This window comes from Pantoea sp. XAF26B01_ASV70, assembly GCF_054512635.1.
The window spans coordinates 1,863,277-1,886,245 of record NZ_CM137251.1 but is presented as its reverse complement, the minus strand read 5'-3'; the positions used below and the strand labels follow the sequence as shown (position 1 = coordinate 1,886,245).

24 protein-coding genes are annotated in these 22,969 nt (G+C 56.0%); 11 read left to right on the top strand and 13 right to left on the bottom strand.

The features are described from left to right. Positions 1-19: 19 nt before the first annotated feature. The 3 genes from lpxM to znuA form a co-directional block, all read right to left on the bottom strand. Positions 20-994 carry a lauroyl-Kdo(2)-lipid IV(A) myristoyltransferase gene (gene lpxM, locus ACX8ZY_RS08780; protein WP_158131628.1) on the bottom strand — a complete coding sequence of 325 codons (975 nt, stop codon included), beginning with the start codon at positions 992-994 and terminating at the stop codon, positions 20-22. 125 nt (positions 995-1,119) lie between these two features. Next, complete coding sequence (mepM, locus tag ACX8ZY_RS08775) at positions 1,120-2,451, bottom strand: murein DD-endopeptidase MepM (protein WP_010258653.1); 1,332 nt, start codon at positions 2,449-2,451, stop codon at positions 1,120-1,122. Positions 2,452-2,464: 13 nt separating this feature from the next. Further along, positions 2,465-3,412, bottom strand: a complete 948-nt coding sequence (znuA, locus tag ACX8ZY_RS08770; protein WP_033757918.1) for a zinc ABC transporter substrate-binding protein ZnuA — start codon at positions 3,410-3,412, stop codon at positions 2,465-2,467. A gap of 77 nt (positions 3,413-3,489) precedes the next feature. Between znuA and znuC the strand changes: the two genes are divergently transcribed. Together znuC and znuB are read left to right on the top strand one after the other, a co-directional pair. After that, a complete protein-coding gene (gene znuC, locus ACX8ZY_RS08765; RefSeq protein ID WP_010258646.1) occupies positions 3,490-4,245 on the top strand; it encodes a zinc ABC transporter ATP-binding protein ZnuC in 756 nt (251 codons plus the stop codon). After that, entirely contained in the window at positions 4,242-5,027 is a 786-nt protein-coding gene (znuB, locus tag ACX8ZY_RS08760) for a zinc ABC transporter permease subunit ZnuB (RefSeq protein WP_010258643.1), read from the top strand. Before znuC ends, znuB begins: the two co-directional genes overlap by 4 nt. On the opposite strand, the gene ruvB is transcribed toward znuB, so the two are convergent. The 6 genes from ruvB to aspS all read right to left on the bottom strand — a co-directional run bounded on the left by ruvB (position 5,028) and on the right by aspS (position 10,554). Further along, positions 5,028-6,032 (bottom strand): Holliday junction branch migration DNA helicase RuvB, encoded by a 1,005-nt coding sequence (gene ruvB, locus ACX8ZY_RS08755; protein WP_010258640.1) that lies wholly within the window; start codon positions 6,030-6,032, stop codon positions 5,028-5,030. Between the two features lie 8 nt (positions 6,033-6,040). Beyond that, a complete protein-coding gene (ruvA, locus tag ACX8ZY_RS08750) occupies positions 6,041-6,655 on the bottom strand; it encodes a Holliday junction branch migration protein RuvA (RefSeq protein ID WP_003849207.1) in 615 nt (204 codons plus the stop codon). Between the two features lie 96 nt (positions 6,656-6,751). Beyond that, positions 6,752-7,279 (bottom strand): crossover junction endodeoxyribonuclease RuvC, encoded by a 528-nt coding sequence (gene ruvC, locus ACX8ZY_RS08745; protein WP_003849205.1) that lies wholly within the window; start codon positions 7,277-7,279, stop codon positions 6,752-6,754. 37 nt (positions 7,280-7,316) lie between these two features. Continuing rightward, positions 7,317-8,060, bottom strand: a complete 744-nt coding sequence (locus ACX8ZY_RS08740) for a YebC/PmpR family DNA-binding transcriptional regulator (RefSeq protein WP_010258633.1) — start codon at positions 8,058-8,060, stop codon at positions 7,317-7,319. A 284-nt stretch (positions 8,061-8,344) separates the two neighbouring features. Then, on the bottom strand, positions 8,345-8,776 hold the full coding sequence (gene nudB, locus ACX8ZY_RS08735) for a dihydroneopterin triphosphate diphosphatase (protein ID WP_010258628.1): 432 nt from the start codon (positions 8,774-8,776) through the stop codon (positions 8,345-8,347). Further along, positions 8,776-10,554 carry an aspartate--tRNA ligase gene (gene aspS / locus ACX8ZY_RS08730; protein WP_010670804.1) on the bottom strand — a complete coding sequence of 593 codons (1,779 nt, stop codon included), beginning with the start codon at positions 10,552-10,554 and terminating at the stop codon, positions 8,776-8,778. Before aspS ends, nudB begins: the two co-directional genes overlap by 1 nt. 211 nt (positions 10,555-10,765) lie before the next feature. On the opposite strand from aspS, the gene ACX8ZY_RS08725 reads away from it, so the two are divergent. From ACX8ZY_RS08725 to cmoB, 4 genes are all read left to right on the top strand, one after another. Further along, positions 10,766-11,587 (top strand): DUF72 domain-containing protein, encoded by an 822-nt coding sequence (locus ACX8ZY_RS08725; protein ID WP_421665362.1) that lies wholly within the window; start codon positions 10,766-10,768, stop codon positions 11,585-11,587. Between the two features lie 69 nt (positions 11,588-11,656). Further along, positions 11,657-12,052 carry an MAPEG family protein gene (locus ACX8ZY_RS08720; protein WP_158131627.1) on the top strand — a complete coding sequence of 132 codons (396 nt, stop codon included), beginning with the start codon at positions 11,657-11,659 and terminating at the stop codon, positions 12,050-12,052. An 81-nt stretch (positions 12,053-12,133) separates the two neighbouring features. Next, positions 12,134-12,862, top strand: a complete 729-nt coding sequence (gene cmoA / locus ACX8ZY_RS08715; RefSeq protein ID WP_010258614.1) for a carboxy-S-adenosyl-L-methionine synthase CmoA — start codon at positions 12,134-12,136, stop codon at positions 12,860-12,862. Further along, complete coding sequence (gene cmoB, locus ACX8ZY_RS08710; protein ID WP_010258611.1) at positions 12,859-13,827, top strand: tRNA 5-methoxyuridine(34)/uridine 5-oxyacetic acid(34) synthase CmoB; 969 nt, start codon at positions 12,859-12,861, stop codon at positions 13,825-13,827. The genes cmoA and cmoB overlap by 4 nt, the downstream gene beginning before the upstream one ends. 4 nt (positions 13,828-13,831) lie before the next feature. On the opposite strand, the gene ACX8ZY_RS08705 is transcribed toward cmoB, so the two are convergent. After that, positions 13,832-14,452, bottom strand: a complete 621-nt coding sequence (locus ACX8ZY_RS08705) for a LysE family translocator (RefSeq protein ID WP_045139888.1) — start codon at positions 14,450-14,452, stop codon at positions 13,832-13,834. Positions 14,453-14,606: 154 nt separating this feature from the next. On the opposite strand from ACX8ZY_RS08705, the gene ACX8ZY_RS08700 reads away from it, so the two are divergent. Beyond that, a complete protein-coding gene (locus ACX8ZY_RS08700) occupies positions 14,607-15,704 on the top strand; it encodes a glycerol dehydrogenase (RefSeq protein WP_421665361.1) in 1,098 nt (365 codons plus the stop codon). Positions 15,705-15,734: 30 nt separating this feature from the next. On the opposite strand, the gene ACX8ZY_RS08695 is transcribed toward ACX8ZY_RS08700, so the two are convergent. Next, positions 15,735-16,583 carry a hypothetical protein gene (locus ACX8ZY_RS08695; protein ID WP_010258604.1) on the bottom strand — a complete coding sequence of 283 codons (849 nt, stop codon included), beginning with the start codon at positions 16,581-16,583 and terminating at the stop codon, positions 15,735-15,737. A 422-nt stretch (positions 16,584-17,005) separates the two neighbouring features. After that, positions 17,006-17,758, bottom strand: coding sequence for a copper homeostasis protein CutC (gene cutC / locus ACX8ZY_RS08690; RefSeq protein WP_010258601.1), 753 nt, complete (start codon positions 17,756-17,758; stop codon positions 17,006-17,008). An 85-nt stretch (positions 17,759-17,843) separates the two neighbouring features. Here cutC and ACX8ZY_RS08685 point away from each other — a divergent pair, with 85 nt between their 5' ends. Then, positions 17,844-18,989 carry a MalY/PatB family protein gene (locus ACX8ZY_RS08685; RefSeq protein WP_421665360.1) on the top strand — a complete coding sequence of 382 codons (1,146 nt, stop codon included), beginning with the start codon at positions 17,844-17,846 and terminating at the stop codon, positions 18,987-18,989. On the opposite strand, the gene ACX8ZY_RS08680 is transcribed toward ACX8ZY_RS08685, so the two are convergent. Beyond that, positions 18,986-19,546, bottom strand: a complete 561-nt coding sequence (locus tag ACX8ZY_RS08680) for a VOC family protein (protein WP_421665359.1) — start codon at positions 19,544-19,546, stop codon at positions 18,986-18,988. The two genes, ACX8ZY_RS08685 and ACX8ZY_RS08680, sit on opposite strands and share 4 nt — an antisense overlap. Positions 19,547-19,860: 314 nt before the next feature. Between ACX8ZY_RS08680 and ACX8ZY_RS08675 the strand changes: the two genes are divergently transcribed. The 3 genes from ACX8ZY_RS08675 to ACX8ZY_RS08665 all read left to right on the top strand — a co-directional run bounded on the left by ACX8ZY_RS08675 (position 19,861) and on the right by ACX8ZY_RS08665 (position 22,947). Beyond that, positions 19,861-19,983 (top strand): hypothetical protein, encoded by a 123-nt coding sequence (locus tag ACX8ZY_RS08675; RefSeq protein WP_009089698.1) that lies wholly within the window; start codon positions 19,861-19,863, stop codon positions 19,981-19,983. Between the two features lie 210 nt (positions 19,984-20,193). Beyond that, on the top strand, positions 20,194-21,924 hold the full coding sequence (gene argS / locus ACX8ZY_RS08670; protein WP_158149247.1) for an arginine--tRNA ligase: 1,731 nt from the start codon (positions 20,194-20,196) through the stop codon (positions 21,922-21,924). 87 nt (positions 21,925-22,011) lie between these two features. Next, entirely contained in the window at positions 22,012-22,947 is a 936-nt protein-coding gene (locus tag ACX8ZY_RS08665) for a LysR family transcriptional regulator (RefSeq protein ID WP_158149246.1), read from the top strand. Positions 22,948-22,969: the final 22 nt, after the last annotated feature.

Below are 22,969 nucleotides of genomic sequence, written 5' to 3'. Positions count from 1 at the left end.
CGCTTTCGCGGCCTTTTTGCTATTTGCGCGGATAGAGATCTTTGCGCGAATAGGGCTCGATGTCACCCTCTTTACGGGTCTTCAGCAGCTTGAGGATCCAGGTGTACTGCTCGGGATGCGGGCGGACAAACACTTCCACTTCTGCATTCATCTGGCGAGCCAGCTGGTGATCGTCGGCTTCCAGCAGATCGTCCATCGGCGGACGCACATAAATCTCAAGCTTATGCGTTTTGCTGTTATAAACCGGGAACAGCGGCACCACACGCGCGCGGCAGACTTTCATCAGTCGCCCTACCGCAGGCAGCGTCGCTTTATAGGTAGCAAAGAAATCGACGAACTCACTCTGCTCCGGGCCATGATCCTGATCGGGCAGGTAGTAGCCCCAGTAGCCCTGGCGGATTGAACTGATAAAGGGTTTGATTCCGTCGTTGCGCGCATGCAGCCGTCCGCCATAACCGCGGCGTGCGGTGTTCCACGCATAGTCCATCAGCGGATCGCTCTGGTTATGGAACATCGCCGCCATCTTTTGACCTTCTGACGCCAGCAGCATGGCGGGGATATCCACCGCCCAGCCGTGCGGCACCAGGAAAATCACATTCTGCTGCTCCGCTTTCATCTGGTCGATAATGTCACGACCATGCCACTCTACACGTTCACGGATACGTGCCGGATCGCGCAGCACCAGCTCGGTCATCATTGCCATCGCCTGCGGTGCCGTCGCAAACATCTCATCGACCAGCGTTGCACGCTGCGCCTCGCTGAGTTCCGGCAGACAGTAATAGAGGTTAATCAGCGCACGGCGCCGTGCACCCTTTGCCAGCTTACCGGCGAATTTGCCTAACCGACCCAGCAGAGGATCGCGCACTTTCGGCGGTAGCATCGCCATCGCGGCCAGACCACCAATCGCCAGCCAGCTGCCCCAGTATTTAGGTTTGAGAAAAGAACGTTCAAAAACGGGAATAAATTCAGTGTTATTTTTTTTACGGGTTTCCATGCACTCGCCTCAAGCAATGACCGGCTAATGATAGTGACGACCTGAAAATTTGCAATCATCCTGCGCCATATAGCAAAAAACCGACGGGAAACCCGTCGGTTTTTGCGCGATTTGACGAAATTCGCTTACTTCAGACCCAGCTGAGGCAGCCAGGATTTAACCTGTGCCATGTAATCGCTGCGATCTTTACCGGTCAGGCCTTCCATGCGCGGCAGTTTCGCCGTTAATGGGTTGACCGCCTGATTATTGATCCAGATTTCAAAATGCAGATGCGGCCCGGTGGAACGTCCGGTGTTGCCTGACAGTCCAATACGGTCGCCACGCTTCACTTTCTGACCTGGCTTCACCAGCACTTTCTTCATGTGCATATAGCGCGTCATATACTGACGGCCATGACGAATGGCGACGTAGTTACCCGCGGCACCGCCGTTCTTCGCCACCACTATTTCACCATCACCCACTGCCAGCACCGGCGTACCGATCGGCAGCGCAAAGTCGACGCCTTTATGAGGCGCTATGCGGCCGGTAACCGGGTTGAGACGACGCGGATTAAAGTTAGAGGAGACACGATACTGCTTAACCGTCGGGAAGCGCATAAAGCCGCGTGCCAGACCGGAGCCGCTGCGATCGTAGAACTTGCCATCTTCGGCGCGGAAAGCGTAATAGTCTTTACCCCCGCTGCGCAGGCGCACACCCAGCAACTGGCTTTGCGCACTCTTGCCATCCAGCATTTCGCGTGACATCAGTACGCTGAACTGGTCACCCGCACGCAGCTTACGGAAGTCCATCTGCCACTGCAGCGCTTTGATCACGGCGCTGGCTTCGGCACTGCTCAGTCCGGCACGCTGGGCGCTGGCGGCAAAACTGCCGCGTACTTCGCCCTGCATCACGCTGTTGCGCCATTCGCCCTTCTGCATCTCCGCATCCATCTTAAAGCCACCTTTAGGGGTGCGCTCATAGGTGCGGGTTTCACGGCGGGAAATTTCCCAGCTCAGGGTTTTCAGGCCGCCATCATCATCCAGCGTCCAGCTCAGCTGCTGACCAACCTGCAGATTACGCAGGTCGCGGTCGCTCATCACCAGCGCATTAATGTCACTGATGTCGATGCCATACTGATTCAGGGCACTGCTCAGGGTATCGCCGGATGAAACGGTGTAGTCGTGAACACCGGCCGTTTCGGGCACGTCAGTGTCCACATCGTCCGCAGGCAATTCTTCTTCCGGTTCCGGTGTGCTCTGATCGATAGGCTCACTGGCTTCCGGCAACAGCGTGCGGAACGTGTTCTTATCCAGTTCGATATTTTTGACGATGGGCGTCACATCATCCGAAGGATGATAAACGTAAGGCCGCCAGACAGCGACGGCCAGAGTGACTACAGTTAAAGAACCCAGCATTACGCGGTGGGGGCGCGGCAAATTATTAAATGCGAGGGCGACAGAGCGGGCTATCTGCTGCACTTTTACCTATTCCTCATGCTCCATTCAGGCAGCTTTCATACTGGCTCGACAGTTGTGAGAGGAATTTCACATAGCTGTCTTTGGCTAAGCTGATGTCTGTTCCCAGGGGATCGAGCGTGCCTTTACGCACCTGCGTTCCGCGGGCGACAGCATCGATGACTGCTGGCCTGAATTGTGGCTCAGCAAAGACGCAGACCGCCTTTTGCTCAACCAACTGTGTTCGTATCTGATGTAAACGCTGAGCGCCCGGTTGAATTTCAGGATTGACGGTAAAGTGCCCGGTGGGCGAGAGACCGTATTGTTTTTCAAAGTACGTGTAAGCGTCGTGAAAAACGAAATATCCTTTATTTCTGACCGGAGCGAGTTGTGCGCTAACGCGTTTGTCCGTGTCCGCCAAAGCTACCTCAAACTGCTGGAGGTTGGCGTCAAGTTTGGCTTTATCTTGCGGCATAAGTTCCAATAATTTTCCATGGATTGCAACCGCGGTCTTGCGCGCAATCTCTGGCGACAACCACAGGTGCATATTAAACTCGCCGTGATGATGGTGATGGGCATCGGCCTCCTGTTCTTCGGATTTTTCCGCTGTGTGTTCATCTTCATCTTCACCACCGCTAATCAATAACGGTTTTACCCCGTCGATGTTCACCATCGCGAGGTTTTTTTGGGCCGGAAGTTCAGCCGCAGACTTCGCCATAAAGGCTTCCATTTCAGGCCCGACCCATACAACTAAGTCCGCGTTTTTTAAGCGTTTTGCATCTGAGGGCCGCAGGGAATAGTCGTGTTCAGAGGCACCGTCCGGTAGCAGAACATCAACCGGTGTGACACCATCGGCAATGGCCGCAGCGATAAACCCTACCGGTTTGAGTGAAGCCACGACATTCGCCTGAGCTGGAAGGGTTAACGAAGCTGTAACGGAGAAAGCAGTTAAGGCGAAAATTGCGCCCTTTTTATTATGTAACATATTGCGTCATTCCATCGTGACCATGAGGTGGAATGTGATATTATAACATTCGAAATTCTGTGCAACCTGTAAATACTATGACCTCACTTGTCACACTCGATAATGTTTCGATAAAGTTTAACCAGCGCAATGTGTTATCCGGTGTCAGCCTGGCACTGCAGCCTGGCCGCATCCTCACCCTGCTGGGTCCTAACGGTGCCGGAAAATCAACGCTGGTGCGTGTGGTGCTGGGACTGCTCGCTCCCACCACCGGTAGCGTTCAGCGTGATCCCGGCCTGCGAATTGGCTATGTGCCACAGAAGCTGCACATCGACCCGACCCTGCCGGTGACCGTTGAACGCTTTATGCGTCTGACCCGTGGCAGCAAAAACGCCGAGATCCTGCCGGCACTGAAACGCGTGCAGGCGGGTCACCTGCTCAACGCCCCGCTGCAAAAGCTTTCCGGTGGTGAAACCCAGCGTGTGCTGCTGGCGCGCGCTCTGCTGAATCAGCCTCAATTGCTGGTACTCGATGAGCCTACTCAGGGTGTGGATGTGAATGGTCAGGTGTCACTCTATGACCTTATCAATCAGTTACGTGTTGAACTGAACTGCGGCGTACTCATGGTCTCCCACGATCTGCATCTGGTGATGGCCAAAACCGACGAAGTGCTGTGCCTTAACCATCACATCTGTTGTTCCGGCACCCCGGAAGCGGTATCGCAGCATCCGGAATTTATCGCCATGTTTGGTCCGCGCGGCGCGGAGGAGCTGGCGATTTATCGTCATCATCATAATCACCGTCACGACCTTCAGGGACGTATCGTTTTACGCAAAGGACAGGGTCCATCATGATTGAGTTGTTATTACCGGGCTGGATAGGCGGTGTGATGTTAGCGCTGGCTGCCGGTCCGCTGGGATCGTTTGTTGTCTGGCGCAAGATGTCCTATTTCGGCGATACCCTGGCGCATGCCTCTCTGCTTGGCGTGGCATTTGGCCTGCTGTTTAACGTGAATCCTTACTACGCGGTGATTCTGGTCACGGTCTGCCTGGCGCTGGGACTGGTCTGGCTGGAGCGTCGTCCACATCTGGCTATCGATACCCTGCTGGGGATTATGGCGCACAGCGCGCTGTCGCTGGGCCTGGTGGTGGTCAGCCTGATGAAGAACGTTCGCGTCGATCTGATGGCTTATCTGTTTGGCGATCTGCTGGCGGTGACGCCAGACGATCTCTGGATGATGGGTGGCGGCGTGGTGATCGTGCTGCTGGTGATGGCGTGGCAGTGGCGGTCGCTGCTGTCGATGACCATCAGCCCGGAACTGGCCCAGGTGGACGGCGTCAATATCCAGCGTACCCGTCTGATCCTGATGCTGGTCACGGCACTGACTATCGGAGTGGCAATGAAGTTCGTGGGTGCGCTGATTATCACCTCACTGCTGATTATCCCCGCTGCGACCGCTCGTCGCTTTGTGCGTTCACCGGAAGGCATGGCGGCCGTCGCCGTAGTCATCGGGGTGATTGCCGTCACCGGCGGCCTGACCTTCTCCGCCTTCTACGACACGCCTGCCGGGCCGTCAGTGGTGCTCTGCGCCGCCATCCTGTTTATTTTCAGTATGGTCCGGAAACCAGCAGTCTAGTTACTCTTCGCGCGTGATGCCGAAGTGACGATAAGCGTGCTGCGTGGCCATCCGGCCACGCGGTGTGCGCTGAATGAAGCCCTGCTGAATCAGGAAGGGTTCAATCACATCTTCGATGGTTTCGCGCTCTTCACCAATGGCCGCAGCCAGGTTATCCAGTCCCACCGGCCCACCCATAAATTTGTCGATGATCGCCAGCAGCAGTTTACGGTCCATATAATCGAACCCTTCGCTATCTACGTTAAGCATATCCAGCGCGCTGCAGGAGACTTCACCGCTCAGATCACCGTTAGCCCGCACTTCGGCGAAGTCACGAACGCGGCGCAGCAGGCGGTTGGCGATACGCGGTGTGCCGCGGGCGCGACGGGCGATCTCTAACGCCCCTTCGTCACTCAGCGCCAGACCCAGACAGGCGGCGCTGCGGCCCACGATGTGCTGCAAATCTTTAACCTGGTAGAACTCAAGCCGCTGCACAATGCCAAAACGATCGCGCAGCGGCGAGGTCAGCGAGCCAGCACGCGTAGTGGCGCCAATCAGGGTAAACGGCGGCAGATCGAGCTTGATTGAGCGCGCAGCCGGGCCTTCGCCAATCATGATATCCAGCTGATAATCTTCCATCGCCGGGTAGAGTATCTCTTCCACCACCGGTGAGAGGCGATGGATTTCATCGATAAACAGGACGTCATGCGGTTCAAGGTTGGTCAGCATCGCCGCCAGGTCGCCCGCCTTTTCCAGCACCGGACCTGAAGTAGTGCGAAGATTAACGCCCATCTCGTTGGCCACGATGTTCGCCAGGGTAGTTTTACCCAGTCCCGGCGGACCGAAGATCAGCAGATGATCGAGCGCATCGCCGCGCAGTTGCGCTGCCTTGATGAAAATCTCCATCTGCTCACGCACCTGCGGCTGACCGACATACTCGGTCAGCATCTTCGGGCGAATAGCGCGGTCAATAACCTCTTCTTCGCTGATACTGGCAGCGGAGATCAGGCGGTCGGCTTCTATCATGACTTACCTCAAATGGCGGCGCGTAGCGCTTCGCGGATCAGGGTTTCGCAATCCGCATCCGGTCGACCGACTTTACTGATCATACGGCTCGCTTCCTGCGGTTTATAACCCAGTGATACCAGCGCTGCAACCGCTTCGGATTCCGCATCATTGGTTTCCGGCTCGGCGCTCGGCGTGGTCAGCGTAAAGGCAGAATCGCCGCCAAACAGGTCGCCGTGCATTCCTTTGAAGCGGTCCTTCATTTCGACCACCAGACGCTCAGCGGTCTTTTTGCCCACGCCTGGCAGTTTCACCAGTGACGCGATCTCCTCTTTCTCAACAGCGGTCACAAACTGCTGCGCCGACATGCCGGAGAGGATCGCCAGCGCCAGCTTGGGTCCGACGCCATTCACTTTAATCAGTTCGCGAAACAGCGCGCGCTCCTGCTTGCTGTTAAAACCAAACAGCAGCTGCGCATCTTCACGCACCACGAAGTGGGTAAAAATCACCGCTTCGTGCTGAAGTTCAGGCAACTCATAAAAACAGGTCATGGGCATATAAATTTCATAGCCGACGCCGTGTGCCTCAAGCAGCACCAGTGGCGGCTGCTTTTCCAGAATATTGCCCCGTAAACGACCTATCACCTGAACGCTTCCTTAACTAACGAATGTGGCGGATTTTATAACATAAAAAAGGCTGGATGAATATCCAGCCTGAGAGTGAGACCTGAGCGATGACGGCTAACCTGAGCGTAACCGTCCGCGCGTCAGCACCAGCTTGCTGTCACTCATGCGAGCTGCATTCTGAGCCACATGACAGTGCGTAATGGCAATCGCCAGCGCATCGGCGGCATCCGCCTGCGGGTTCGCCGGCAGCTTCAGCAGGGTTCGCACCATGTGCTGCACCTGACTTTTCTCGGCGCTGCCGATGCCAACCACGGTCTGTTTTACCTGACGGGCGGCATACTCAAACACCGGCAGATCGTGGTTTACTGCGGCAACAATCGCGGCACCGCGCGCCTGGCCCAGCTTCAGTGCGGAGTCTGCATTCTTCGCCATGAACACCTGTTCAATGGCGAAGAAGTCGGGTGAAAACTGCGTAATGATTTCACAGACGCCCGCATAAATCAGCTTCAGTCGGGCGGGCAACTCGGTGGTATTAGTGCGGATACAGCCGCTGCCCAGATAAGTGAGCTGGCGGCCAGTCTGACGAATAACACCATAACCGGTGATGCGTGAGCCGGGATCAATACCCAGGATAATCGACATTACGCCTCTTTGGTTAAAGTGATTACGGTAGACGCCATTACAGCGTTTCCGCTACCTCGTCGGAGATTTCACCGTTGTGATAGACCTCCTGCACATCGTCGCAATCTTCCAGCATGTCGATCAGACGCAGCAGTTTAGGTGCGGTTTCCGCATCCATTTCGGCTTTGGTGGTCGGAATCATGGCCACTTCTGCAGTGTCCGCTTTCAGGCCGAGTGCTTCCAGTGCATCACGCACCGTACCCATCTCTTCCCATGCGGTGAAGACATCAATCGCGCCGTCGTCATAGCTGACCACATCTTCTGCGCCCGCTTCCAGAGCCGCTTCCATCACCGCATCTTCATCCTGACCCGGCGCATAAGAGATCACGCCTTTTTTGTTGAACAGGTAAGCCACGGAGCCGTCGGTGCCGAGATTCCCGCCGGTTTTGGTGAAGGCGTGACGCACTTCGCCCACGGTACGGTTACGGTTGTCACTCAGGCATTCAATCATGATGGCCGAGCCGCCAGGACCGTAGCCTTCATAGATGATGGTTTCCATGTTGGCATTGTCATCGCCGCCCACACCACGCGCGATAGCGCGATCCATGGTGTCACGCGTCATATTGTTCGCCAGCGCTTTATCCATTGCTGCACGCAGACGCGGGTTTGAGCCCGGATCGCCGCCGCCCAGCTTGGCCGCCGTCACCAGCTCACGAATGATTTTGGTGAAGATTTTGCCGCGCTTGGCATCCTGCGCCGCTTTACGGTGTTTGGTGTTTGCCCACTTACTGTGTCCTGCCATTTTAAATTTTCTCCGATCTTTTACAGGGTGCAGGCTATCCTGCTTGCGAGCCTGTTTACCGTCCGTACGCATACAGGTGACTGACAACCTGAATGCCCCGAGGGCGAGCGTCGCGAAGCATCCTCACGTACAACCGTACGCTGACGACGTCGCGCGGGCGGTGAACAACCTCACGGTGCCGATTACGCCTGACTGTTCAATATGTTGGTGAAGTCCTGTTAAAACTCACCAGATTCATAAAATTTAATCTATCCGCCGCCGGAATACCGGGCGATGGCGAGCATTCAGATAAATTCTTCAATTGCCTGGCGGTTACTCCATGATCGGGTTAATGCTGCAGCGTCAGCGGGTGCCAGCCAGCGAAACGCCAGATGCTCGGTGAGCATCACATCGCGCTCCGTCGGCAGTTGCAGGCGAAACCAGTGCTCGTGATTATGGGTGACATCAGGGGCGTAGCGATGGCGGAAATGGGGAAAGATTTCAAAGTCGATCTGACGCTGACAATCCTCCACCTCCAGCCGCTCGGCCAGCACGTCGATGCCGATTTCCTCATTCACTTCACGACACGCGGTCGCCAGCGGTGACTCTCCCGCCTCCAGGCTGCCGGTGACCGACTGCCAGAACGTGGGATCGTCACGCCGCTGCAGCATCAACACCCGGCCAGTATCGCGCGCCGAAATGACGACCAGCACTGAAACCGGGTGTTTATAGCCCATTATTTATTCTCAGGCTTTTCTTTTTTAACGACCTGAATACCGAGCTCCAGCAGGGAAGCCGGATTAGCTTCGCTTGGCGCTTCGGTCATCATGCAGGCGGCCGCCGTGGTTTTCGGGAACGCAATGACGTCACGAATGTTATCGGTGCCGGTCAGCAGCATGGTCAGACGATCCAGACCAAAGGCCAGGCCCGCATGCGGTGGCGTACCGAACTTCAGCGCATCCAGCAGGAAACCAAACTTCTCACGCTGCTCATGCTCTTCGATACCCAGAATGCTGAACACCGTCTGCTGCATTTTGCCGTTGTGGATACGCACTGAACCACCGCCTACTTCATAACCGTTGATCACCATGTCGTAGGCATTCGCCACGGCACGGGTTGGATCGGCGGCCAGCTCTTCTGCGCTCATCTCTTTTGGCGCCGTGAACGGATGGTGCATCGCAGCCAGACCGCCCTCTTCGTCCTCTTCGAACATCGGGAAGTCGATTACCCACAGCGGTGCCCAGGCTTTCTCATCAGTGATGTTCAGCTCGCGGCCCACTTTCAGACGCAGCGCACCCAGTGCATCCGCGACCACTTTGGCGCGATCGGCACCAAAGAAGATAATGTCGCCATCCTGAGCGCCGGTGCGGCTCAGAATGCCTTCCACGATCTCTGCATTCAGGAATTTGGCAACCGGGCTCTGCACGCCTTCCAGGCCGTCAGCACGGACGTTAACCTTCATCCACGCCAGACCTTTGGCGCCGTAAATCTCCACGAACTTGCCATATTCATCAATCTGCTTACGGCTCAGCTGTGCGCCGGTCGGTACGCGCAGCGCGGCAACACGGCCCTTTTCATCATTAGCCGGGCCAGAGAAGACCTGGAACTCCACGTTTTTCAGCAGGTCGCCGACGTCCACCAGCTCCATCGGGTTACGCAGATCCGGTTTATCTGAACCGTAGCGATGCATTGCTTCCGCAAAGGTCATTTGCGGGAACTCACCGAGATCAACGCCCTGCACGTCCTGCCACAGATTGCGGATTAAACGCTCCATGATTTCACGCACCTGTGGCGCGGTCATAAAGGAGGTTTCCACGTCGATCTGGGTAAATTCTGGCTGACGATCGGCGCGTAAATCTTCGTCGCGGAAGCATTTAACGATCTGATAGTAGCGGTCAAAACCGGACATCATCAGCAGCTGTTTGAACAGCTGAGGTGACTGCGGCAGCGCATAGAATTTGCCTTTATGTACCCGGCTTGGCACCAGATAGTCACGCGCGCCTTCCGGCGTCGCTTTGGTCAGCATCGGGGTTTCGATATCCAGGAAACCTGCGTCATCCATAAAGCGACGAACGAAGCTGGTGATTTTTGCGCGGGTTTTCAGACGCGTCACCATCTCAGGGCGGCGCAGATCCAGATAGCGGTACTTCAGGCGCGCTTCTTCGCTGTTGGTCTGATTCGAGTCCAGCGGCAGTGGCTCAGAGCGGTTAATAATGGTCAGTGCTTGGGCAAACACTTCCACTTCACCGGTCGCCATGTCGCTGTTTTTGTTCTTCTCATCACGCGCACGTACGGTACCGGTGATCTGGATACAGAATTCGTTACGCAGTTCAGAAGCCAGCTTAAATGCGTCCTGGCGATCGGGATCAAAAAACACCTGCACGATGCCTTCACGGTCGCGCATATCGATAAAAATCAAACTGCCCAGATCGCGACGGCGGTTTACCCAGCCGCAAAGCGTGACTTGCTGACCCACATGAGACAGATTGAGCTGTCCACAATATTCTGTACGCATAACACTATCCTTTTAACTTCGCCGCTGCATCTGACAGCATCCGGCCGCGTTACCTGTTGCGATGCTGTCGCAAAAATGGCGGTCATTATAATGGAAAAAGCCAGACAGGATAAGCAGATCCGCGCCAAAGCGCCGATTTCCTGTGTGCATTTGCCCCCCAGCCTGACCATAGCGGATAATGGGGTATCTTAATCTGCAGCCAGGAGCGCGCGTGACACTTCGTATTGGCCTGCCCCAGTGGCAGCATTCACACTGGAAACGCTGGGGCATCGAAAGCCTGGCGGACTATGCCCGCTATTTCCATTGTGTAGAGGGAAATACCACGCTCTATGCGCTGCCGAATCCGGAAACGGTGATGCGCTGGCGCGATATGACGCACGATGCGTTTCTCTTCTGCTTTAAGTTTCCCAATACCATCAGCCATCAGGCGGCGCTGCAGCACAGCGACGACCTGCTGACCGATTTCCTGCGCCTGATGGAGCCGCTGGCCGATCGCATCGGTCAGTACTGGCTGCAACTGCCTGCCAGCTTCTCTCCGACGCAGCTCGACGACCTGTGGCGCTTTCTCGACAGTCTGCCGCGCCGTTTTCACTACGGCGTCGAAGTCCGCCATCCCGCTTTCTTCGCTAAAGGGGATGCCGAACGGGCGCTGAATCGCGGCCTGCTGGCGCGCGGCATCAATCGCGTGATGCTCGACAGCCGTCCGGTTCACGCCTCTACCTCGCAAAGTCCGGCCGCGCTGGTGGCCCGCGCGCAAAAACCCCGGGTGCCGCCTCATGCGCTGCGAACCGGCTCACAGCCGATGGTGCGGTTTATCGGCAGCGATAACGTGGAAGAGAGCGTGCCGCTGTTTCAAATCTGGCGTGACAAGCTGACAGAATGGCAGCTACAGGGCGACGCCATGCTGTTTCTGCACACGCCCGATATGGGCCAGGTCTTTCCGCTGGTGCAGGCACTCTGGCCGCAGCTGCAACAGATCGATCCCGGCATAGGTAGCGGACCGGACTGGCCGCAGCAGACGTCACTGTTTTGATTCCTGCCCAGGACAGCGGGCTGCACGCCCGTTAGAATAGAAGCATTATGGACAGTCGCAGGGGTGGCAATGGTTAGCGCGTTATATGTGGTGATGGGTGCATTACTGGTGATGAAATTCACGCTGGACGTGGTCCGCTATCGCCGTTTCTATCGCGTGGCGTATGGTGATGGCGGCTACCACGACCTGAAAATGGCGATTCGCATTCACGGCAACGCCATCGAAACCATTCCGCTGGCGCTGTTTCTGCTGGTAATGATGGAGATGAACGGTGCCGATATCTGGATGGTGCATCTCACGGGTCTGCTGTTCTTTATCAGTCGCCTGCTGCACGCCTGGGGTTTGCGCAGCAGCGCAATGGCAGGACGCAAATATGGCATGCTGCTGACGCTGTTTTCCCTGTGCGGCATGGTGATTTTTAACCTGATCTATATGCCGTGGGAACAGGTGCTGACGCTGCATTAAGCTGGCCTGGGTTAAGGGGTGCAGCCCGCCCCACTTTCTGCGAGAATAGCGCCCTTTCCGTCGTCTCTTCGGATTTTCGATATGTCTGACCGCGATCAACTCTTCTCAGCGCCCATTGCAAAACTGGGCGACTGGACTTTTGACGAGCGTGTAGCTGAAGTCTTTCCTGACATGATTCAGCGCTCGGTGCCGGGCTACTCCAACATCATTTCGATGATTGGCATGCTGGCAGAACGTTTTGTTACCCCGGACAGCAAGGTTTATGACCTGGGCTGCTCGCTGGGCGCGGCCACCCTGTCGGTGCGCCGCAATATTCAGGTGCCGGGTTGCCAGATCATCGCAGTGGATAACTCCCCGGCGATGGTGGAGCGCTGTCGTCGCCATCTTGATGCGTTTCGCGCGGACACACCGGTAACGGTGCTGGAAGCGGATATCCGCGACATTGAGATTGAGAACGCCTCTCTGGTGGTACTCAACTTTACGCTGCAGTTTCTGGAACCGCCCGCGCGTCTGGCGCTGCTGGAAAAGATCTGGCAGGGACTGAAACCGGGCGGTGCGCTGGTACTGTCAGAGAAGTTCAGTTTTGAAGATGCCGAAGTCGGTGAGCTGCTGTTTAACATGCATCACGACTTCAAGCGCGCCAACGGCTACAGCGAACTGGAAATCAGCCAGAAACGCAGCATGCTGGAAAATGTGATGCTGACTGACAGCGTTGAAGCTCATAAAGCCCGTCTGAAACAGGCCGGTTTCTCGCACGCCGAACTCTGGTTCCAGTGCTTTAATTTTGGATCTCTGGTGGCGTTGAAATGATCGACTTTGGCCGTTTTTATCAGCAAATTGCGGTGGGACCGCTGGCGAAGTGGCTGGAAGTGTTACCGGCGCAAATCAGCGAGTGGCAGCGTGAAAACCTGCATGGGCACTTCCGCGACTGGTACAAGTCGCTGGAGTATCTGCCGCTGCTGGAGCCTCAAAAACTTGACCTGTTGCACAGCGTTACTGCCGACCGCGATGACATCAGCGATCGCCATCGTCAGGGTATTGAGAAATTACTGCGCAACCTGATGCCGTGGCGTAAGGGGCCCTATTTCCTTTATGGCACCCACATCAACACCGAATGGCGATCTGACTGGAAGTGGGAGCGCGTGCTACCGCACATCTCTCCGCTGGCCGGCCGCACAGTGCTCGATGTGGGCTGCGGCAGTGGCTATCACATGTGGCGGATGATTGGCGCGGGTGCCCATCTGGTGGTCGGCATCGATCCAATGCAGCTGTTCCTGGTGCAGTTCGAAGCGGTGCGTAAGCTGCTGAACGACGATCGCCGGGCGCATATGCTGCCGCTGGGCATTGAGCAGTTACCGGTGTTGCAGGCGTTCGATACCGTGTTCTCGATGGGCGTGCTCTATCACCGCCGTTCGCCGCTCGATCACCTGTTACAGCTTAAGAATCAGCTGGTCAGCGGTGGTGAACTGGTGCTGGAGACGCTGGTGATTGAGGGCGATGTGAATCAGGTGCTGGTGCCCGGTGAGCGATATGCGCAGATGCGCAATGTCTTCTTCATTCCCTCAGCTGAAGCGCTGAAAAGCTGGCTGGAAAAAAGCGGCTTTGTCGATGTCCGGATTGTCGATTTCGCCCTCACTACCACTGAAGAGCAACGCCGTACTGACTGGATGACCAGCGAGTCTCTGGCTGAATTCCTCGATCCCGATGACCCCAGCAAAACGGTCGAGGGATATCCGGCTCCTCTGCGCGCCGTGCTGGTCGCCACCAAACCGTAATACCCTAGCGGCGAGACAATGCCAGTTTCGCCGCAAATCCTATAAATACGCAGCCGGTCAGACGATCCATCACCTTCAGCACCCGCGGTTTGCGCAAATGACCGGCGAAATAGTGGCTGCCGCCAATCAGTACCGCATTCCAGATCAGTCCCAGCAGCATGTGTGTCAGCGCCATCAGACTACACCAGAGCGCCACCGACGCCCCCGCCGGGATAAACTGTGGCAAAAAACTCACATAGAAGATCCCCACTTTGGGGTTTAGCAGATTGCCAAGCAGCCCGCGGCTGAAACAGGCAAGATAGCCCTGTTGCAGCGCCGGTTGTTGCGAGTCGATTGCTGCCTGGCGGGGTTTCAGCAACAATTTCAGCCCCAGATAAAGTAACCAGGCGGCACCCAGCCACTTAAGCAGGTTATAGGCCATTTCGGAGGCCAGCAGCAGCGCGCCTAAACCGAATCCCACCGCAACACCCCAGACCAGACAGCCGAGCGTGATACCCAGTGCCGTCACGCTGGCGCGCTTTGCGCCCTGAGCGACTGCAGAGCGCAGCACCAGCGCGGTATCAAAGCCCGGCGTCAGCGTCAGTATGGTGATGGCAAACAGAAATGAAAACAGCGTGGTGGTCATGGGGTTCTCCCTGGAGGTAACAGACGGTCAGCAGCGTATGGGTGTCCTGCCAGCGTAACAGGCCCGTCGAATTATCTCACCCTGGACACTCTCCCTGTTCGTCAGCGTGTGCCAGGCTAAGGGCGGTTTAACTTCATATTAAGGAGCTGTGATTATGAGTAAATTTATCTTCTCTTCACCCCGTAAATATGTGCAGGGCGCGGGCGTGCTGGATGAGCTGGGCCCCTACGTGGCCGAACTGGGTGATAACGCTTTCCTGGTCGCGGATGATGTCGTCTGGAAATTGATCGGCGAACGCGCCCAACAGGCGCTGCAAAAGGCGGGCGTTACCTTCAACTGGCACCCGTTCAACGGCGAGGCGTCGAGCAATGAGATCACCCGTCTGAGCCAGCTGGCGAAAAGTCAGGGCTGTAACGTGGTTGTCGGGCTGGGCGGCGGCAAAACGCTGGATACGGTTAAAGCGGTGGCGGATGAGCTGAAGCAGCCGGTAGCCATCGTGCCTACTATCGCCTCCACTGATGCCCCCTGTAGCGCGCTGTCGGTCATCTATTCTGACAGCGGCGTATTTGAGAGCTATCGCTTCTACAGCAAAAATCCTGATTTGGTGCTGGTGGACACCGCAGTCTGCGCCAGTGCACCAGCACGACTCTTTGCCTCCGGCATTGCCGATGGACTGGCGACCTGGGTTGAAGCGCAGGCGGTGGCGCGTTCGCATTCAAAATCGATGGTCAATGGTGATCCGACAATTGCCGGACTGGCGATTGCCCGTGCCTGTGAAGAAACGCTGCTTACCTGGGGTTACAGCGCCTATGTTGCCGTCACCCAAAAACGAGTGACGCCCGCCGTGGAAGCGGTGGTTGAGGCGAATACGCTGCTATCAGGGCTGGGTTTTGAAAACGGAGGGCTGGCAGCTGCGCACGCTATTCATAATGGGTTCACCGCGATTGATGGTGATATCCACCATCTGACCCATGGCGAGAAAGTCGCCTACGGCACACTGACGCAGATGGTGCTTGAGAATCGTCCGGATGAGGACATTGCGCGCTATATCCGCTTCTATCGCTCGATCAACATGCCGACCACGCTCCGGGAGCTGCATCTGGAAAATGAGAGCTGGGAGAATCTGGTCAAAGTGGGTGCACTGGCGAACAGTGAGGGCGACACGCTGAAAAACCTTAATCCAAACCTTTCACCGGAAGATATTGCAAACGCACTGCTGGCGCTGGATGCCTTTAGTCAGACGGTTAAATAACCACCCGACAGGCGATCATCCGATCGCCTTTTACTCCGCCGCCGCTGGCTGGTCCCAGTACTCATATTTGTAGGCGGAACTGAGATGGCGCTCAATAGTGCCACGCGTGAAGATTTCGGTCTCGTGCAGATAGCTCAGGGTACAGTTACCCACCTGATCCCAGGACTGACACTCATCTACTGACCGGATGGTGCTCAGCGGTGTGGTCGCCGTGCCGTTGAGCCGCACTTCACGCCATTGGGGATCGTAGGTATAACTGTCGGTGCTGCGGGCCGATGTGGTGCGGGTCACCAGACCCTGCGGATTCCAGTGGTAATGATTTTCACCGTTGGTCAGGGGATCGCTGCCGCGTGCCACGCTCTTCTCCAGCCTGAACTGCCGATCATAACGGTAAGTCGTGTCGGTAAAGCCGCTTTTACCCATGCTGGTAAACCTGTCGGAGGCGCTGGTAATGTTGCCATGCTGACCTTTCTGCCAGTTAATCGTCCCCTGTCGGTTATCGACCACCACCTCTTTGCCCTCTTTCAGCACTTTTACCAGATACGCATATTCCGCCACCCAGCCGCCCTGCACCCGGGCAATGTGTTGCTCCATACTGAGAATAACGTTGCGCTCACTTTTGTCATAGCTGACGTCGGCAACCGTCAGATCGCCACAGGCGTCAAACTGCCCCAGTACGCGCTTTTGCGAGTTCACATCTTTGCCAAACTCACCCGCAACCACCTGCTTCACCGCGCCTTTCGCATTCCCGCCCAGCAAAATCAGGTTATTGCTGTTAGCCACAGCAGCGTTGTTCGGGCTGCATGCGCTGGCCGCAGCGCTGCCACTGCAGAGAGCAGTCAGGATCAGAGTCAGGACAGCAATCGGATTGGGTTTCATAGGATACTTTTCCAGGCGACGTTGCTTTCAGTGTAAACGCTGCGGTGATGAACAGCGGCAATCTGTGAAGATTTCAGCCTGCATCGCCTTTTAAGGTTTTAAGGACCGGAGAGGCGACACGGTTTCAGCATAACGAATAAAGCGGGTGATTACGTTGCTGCCGGGCCTGAAAGTCCTGGATGACATGTAATGATTAATAAGGAGCAGGTGATTTTTATCGAGCCAGGCGAAAGAGTGATAACTTCGCTGCAGCCAGATTTCAGATCCCTCTGACATCAATAACATGCCAGAGAAGCGCAAAACAATTTAACCGGGATGGAGTGTGTTTTACACAAAAAGAACCCCAGCAAGGATACTGGGGTTTGGTACTTGCAAACACCACGTCAATGATCGGCGTGCTGCGCGGCAAAATCTGTTGTGGTTCAGGCGACCCGAACGGTGCTCATCTGCATCACGCTTTTCATCGCCTCAACCACATCGCCGTCTACACAGTAGCGGCTGAACTCGTCAGTCTCGGCTTCTGAACACATGGAGACCCCCGCTTTGCGGTAGCGCATCGGCGACGCAACAAGGCGGCTGGCCGAGCTGTGAACTTCATCAATCCCCATGTCGAGAAACTTTTGCAGGTTGCTGAGACGTACCCCGGCACCCGCCATAATAATAGGACCGGTGCTGGCCTCATTTAGTTCCCTGAGTAATGCAATTCCGTTTTCAGCGCTCTGCTGCTGACCGGATGTCAGAATACGCGCCACACCCAAATCCGTAAGTTCTTCCAGCGCACGCTTTGGGCTGTGACAGAGATCGAAGGCGCGATGAAAGGTTACGGCCAGGCCGTCACACAGCGCCATAATCTGCCGCATCTGACCATGATGAATGTGAGCATCTTCATCCAGCATCCCAATCACCAGACCAGGAAAACCAAGTTCACGGATTAACGCCACATCCGATTTCATCGCTTCAAATTCGCGTGCGGTGTAACAAAAATCGCCACCACGTGGCCGGACAATAGGATGAACCGGAATCGAAACTTCTTGCCGGGCGGCATTCAGCATCCCCGCCGACGGGGTCAGGCCGCCTTCACGCGGTGCGGCACAAAGTTCAACCCGATCGGCGCCCGCCTGTTGTGCGGTCACAGCGCAATCCACGCCATAGCAGCAAATTTCCAGTGTGGTCATTCTCTTCTCCTTTACATGACTCTGGTTCAAGGCAGATTCATCAGTTAGTCTGGCTGCTGGAATGAGTTTACCGGGAAAGTTAACTATGGCATTCAATTTCGACCAACGGATAGACCGTCGTCACAGCGATAGCCTTAAATGGAACAAATATGCGGACCAGGACATTCTGCCGTTGTGGGTGGCAGACACCGATTTCCGATCGCCTGACTGCGTCATCGATGCGATTAAAACCCGTGCCGAACATGGGATTTTCGGCTATGGCGACACGCCAGTTGAATTTATCGATAGCGCGATAGCCTGGCTCGCCTCACGCTATCAGTGGCACGTTAATCCGGAATGGATTGTGGTTTTGCCGGGTGTCGTAAGCGGTCTGAATCTGGCAGTGCGCGCTTTCACCTCGCCTGACGAGCTGACGATTGCGCCAACACCCATCTATCCGCCGTTTCGCGGTGCAGCAAAACTGGCAGAGCGCGGTCAGATCACGCTGCCACTGACGCTGCAAGAGGGACGCTGGCTGCTGGATCTGGATGCGCCGGAAGGTCAGCTGGACGATAAAGCGCGGCTGTTAATGCTGTGCAACCCGCAGAATCCGGGCGGCACCGTCTATCGCCGCGAGGAACTGCAGGCGCAGCTGGAATTTGCGCAGAAGCACGATTTGATTGTCTGTTCCGACGAGATCCACAGCGATCTGCTGCTGGAACCCGGCGTTAAGCACATACCCTTTGCTTCACTGAGCGAAGATGCAGCCCAGCGTAGCGTGACGCTGATGTCACCCTCAAAGTCCTTTAATATTGCTGGTCTGGGGGCTTCCATCGCCATCATCCCCAACGCCGGGCTGCGCGCGCGCTTTAACCGGGTACGACGCGGCATTGTGCCGGATGTTGATATTCTGGCACTCACGGCAGCAGCAGCGGCATGGCGCGAGGGTGAGCCCTGGCTGAATGCGCAGAATGCCTATCTGCGCAGTAACCGTGACTGGCTGGTGTCGCAGGTCAATAAGATGACCGGCCTGTCACTCGCCTCACCGGAAGCGACCTACCTGGCCTGGATCGACGCCAGCGCGCTGGGTGTGGCCAGTCCGGCGCTCTATTTTGAAAAGCACGGGCTGGGCTTAACCGCCGGACGTGAGTTTGGCAATGACCAGTTTGTCCGGCTCAATTTCGGCTGTACCCGCGCGCTGCTCGACGAAGCCGTTGCGCGCCTGAAGCGTGCGTTAGCCGCCCGCCTTTAGTCCTGTTCGCTGGCGACAATCTCCTCCAGTCGCCACGGATGGAACTTGATTGTCGTCTGCCCATCCGTAACCGCCAGGGTCGGATTGGGCAGGCGCTCATTCTCGCCCTGCGGTGAACTGGTTTTAAATGAAATACCCGGCTGCGTCAGCGCCTCATCTGACAGCAAGGCCATCGCGCGCACGCCCAGCGTCTGATGGTCGCCCCGTAACACCACCTCAATATGCTCCCAGCCTTCATGGCGATAACGCTTTTCACCCGGCCATGGCAGTTCAACCACATCAATCTGCCTGCCTGCGACAATCAGCGGGTCATGGAGTTTAAACAGGCAAATCTGCCTGCCGTTGATCATCGCCGCCGAAAACTGCGTGCCAATCTGCTGCAAACCTTGCTGCCAGCGTATCGCCGTCGTGTCCAGATGGCAACGCACTGCGATATGGTCCACCTCCAGATCGGTAAGACGCAAACCGAGCCGCTGCGCAAAACTTTGCAACGATTCTTCAAAACGTCCTAAATCTGTCTTTAAATCATCCAATTCTGCCGGAAAAGTTCTCGTCACAACCCCAGTTCCTCTCAATTTGTTTAGCATTTATAACCCGCCTGGCTTTTGGCGCGCCGCGTGCTGAGCATCACATAATGATAAGATTCATCTTATTTGGCCCGAAATTTAACGCTAATCCTTATAATAACATCTTTCATTTCGGATTTATCTCCTGTTTAGGACCATGAGTTCCTTGATGAAAGCATGTTAAATATATGATTATTATCATCTTCTTTAATACAATAAGATAACTCTCATTTACCTGGCAAACAATTGCAGCCCACCCCGCCTTCCTATAAATTTGACCTAACACAACCAAAAGGAATGGCTCTATGTCTATGCTCATCGTTGTCGCTGTCCTGATCGCACTGATGGGATTTGCAATCTCCCGCCATTGGAAGGTGCGTGAAGATAAAAGCGTAAAGAACCCACGCCGTCATCTGCGACGTCGTTAATGCCTCAGGGAAACATCTTATTCAGCTCTGTTTCCCCGCTTCATCCAACTGCTGACGCCCACTGACATTTCACGTATACTTTTCCCCTCATTTTTTTCCGTTTTGTCTGCCCCATCCGTTTCTGCCTCTCCGTGACGCGATGCGCTCAGGCAAGATGATGACAGCCCGGCTTTCTGGTCCGGGCGTTGCTCAGCACATGAAGGTAACTCGGTGAATATTCAGGCACTTCTTTCCGCAAAAGTCAGTCAGGCAATGGTTTTAGCCGGCGCACCCGCCGATTGCGAACCCCAGGTTCGTCAATCCGCCCGGGTTCAGTTTGGAGACTATCAGGCCAACGGCATTATGGCCGTGGCGAAAAAGCTGGGACAGGCACCGCGACAATTAGCGGAAACGGTGATTCAGCACCTCGACCTGACCGGCATCGCCAGCAAAGTCGAAATTGCCGGGCCGGGCTTCATCAATATCTTCCTTGACCACAACTGGCTGGCCAGTCATGCCCGGGAAGCGCTGCGTCTGCCGCGCCTTGGCGTGCAACTGGCCGAGCCCCAGACTATCGTCGTCGACTACTCTGCGCCTAACGTTGCGAAAGAGATGCATGTGGGCCACGTCCGCTCCACCATCATTGGTGACGCGGCGGTGCGTACGCTGGAGTTTCTCGGACATAAAGTGATCCGAGCGAACCACGTTGGCGACTGGGGAACGCAGTTCGGTATGCTGATCGCGTTCCTGGAAAAGCAGCAGAATGAAGATCATGCAGAGATGGCGCTGGCCGATCTCGAAGGCTTCTACCGTGAAGCCAAGCGCACTTATGATGAAGATCCTGAGTTTGCCGAGCGCGCGCGCAGTTATGTAGTGAAATTACAGGGCGGCGATGACTATTGCCGCCAGATGTGGAAGAAGCTGGTCGACATCACCATGAGTCAGAACCAGAAAATCTATGACCGCATGAACGTCACACTGACGCGCAACGATGTTATGGGTGAAAGTCTCTATAACGATATGCTGCCTGGTATCGTCTCCGATCTGAAACAGAAAGGCTTAGCGGTAGAGAGTGAAGGTGCGACCGTGGTGTTCCTGGATGAATTCCAGAACAAAGAGGGTGAACCGATGGGCGTCATCATCCAGAAAAAGGATGGCGGCTACCTCTACACCACCACCGATATCGCCTGTGCGAAATATCGTTACGAAACGCTGAAAGCCGATCGTGTACTCTATTACATCGACTCACGTCAGCATCAGCATCTGGTTCAGGCCTGGACTATCGTCCGTAAAGCGGGTTATGTGCCGGAATCAGTGCCGCTGGAGCACCATGCATTCGGAATGATGCTGGGCAAAGATGGCCGTCCGTTCAAAACCCGCAGCGGCGGCACCATCAAGCTCTCCGATCTGCTGGATGAAGCCTATCAGCGTGCCTACACGCTGGTGCGTGAGAAGAACCCGGAGATGAGCGAAGCGGAAGTGAAAACGCTGGCGGAAGTGGTTGGCATCAGCGCGGTGAAATACGCCGATCTGTCAAAAAGCCGTACCACCGATTACATTTTCGACTGGGACAACATGCTGGCGTTCGAAGGCAATACCGCGCCTTACATGCAGTATGCCTATACCCGCGTACTCTCCGTGTTCCGCAAGGCGGGCATTGATGCCAATTCGCTGGATGCGGAGATTGTGATCAGCGAAGAGCGTGAAGCGCAGCTGGCCACCCGTCTGCTGCAGTTCGAAGAGGTCATTACGCAGGTCGCTCGTGACGGCACGCCACACGTGATGTGTGCCTATCTCTACGATCTGGCCGGTCTGTTCTCCGGATTCTACGAGCACTGCCCGATTCTCACCGCAGAATCAGACACAACCCGCCTGAGCCGACTGCAGCTGGCCGCGCTGACCGCGAAGACGCTGAAGCAGGGTCTGGATACGCTGGGCATCGACACCGTCGAGCGCATGTAACCTCTGAAACGGAGAGGGGTTTCCCTCTCCGTTGCTGAATTCGTATATCCGCTCTGATCCCCCAAATCTTCGCAGCAGGATGGTGTTATGTCTGTAGCCGCGCACCTCATCAGCAGCCACCTTCCCTCCATAAAACAGTTGCAGTGCTTTCTGGCTGTTGCGCACGAGCTGAATTTTCGCCGGGCCGCAGAACGTCTCAGCATGACGCAACCTCCGCTTACCCGTCAGATTCAGAGTCTGGAAGATCTGCTGGGCCACTCGCTGTTCAGCCGCACGACCCATGAGGTAACGCTCACCGATTCTGGCCGTGCGCTGGTCGCGAGGGCGGAAGCGATCCTGACTGCGCTGAATGCCCTGAAGCAGGATGCGCAGCCCGCCGCGGCACGACTACGCATCGGGCTGACCCGCACGCTGAACTTTGAACTGATTTCGCCACTTAACCGGCTGCTCGCCGCTTTTCATGCCAGCGAAGAGATGGAGATGCCCCGCCTGACCTCCCCTCAGCTTTTGCAAAGCCTGGCCAAAAACAGTCTGGATTTAATACTCACCGGAGAAAAGGGGTCGGATACGGAAGAGACCGTTCAGTACGCCTGGGTTTACCGTGAGCCGCTGCTGATAGCCATACCGTCGGCGCATCCTGCCAGTGTGGCGGAGCAGGTCTCGCTGGAAGCGCTGGCCGATCTGCCGCTGTTCTGGTTTGCCCGCAGCGCCAATCCGCTGTTTTTCGATAAATGCGAGCGCTACTTCGCCACGCTCAGCGTCACGCTGAAACGGGTGAGAGAGCCGGACGATTCCCTGCTGATGCTGTCACACATCGCCAGAGGAAAAGGATTCGCCCTGATGCCGCAGTCAAAATGCACCTTTAATCAGACAGGGCTCTGTTACCGCCCGCTGACAGAGGATGCGGCGCAGCAGCTGGCGATTGATGTTTACGCGGCGATTCGCGCCGATGAAAAAAATGAGGCGGTTCTTAATGCGCTGAGAGAACTCTCTCATCCCGGGAATGCGATAAAGTCCGCATGATGCCGTGCCGCTGAAACAGAGC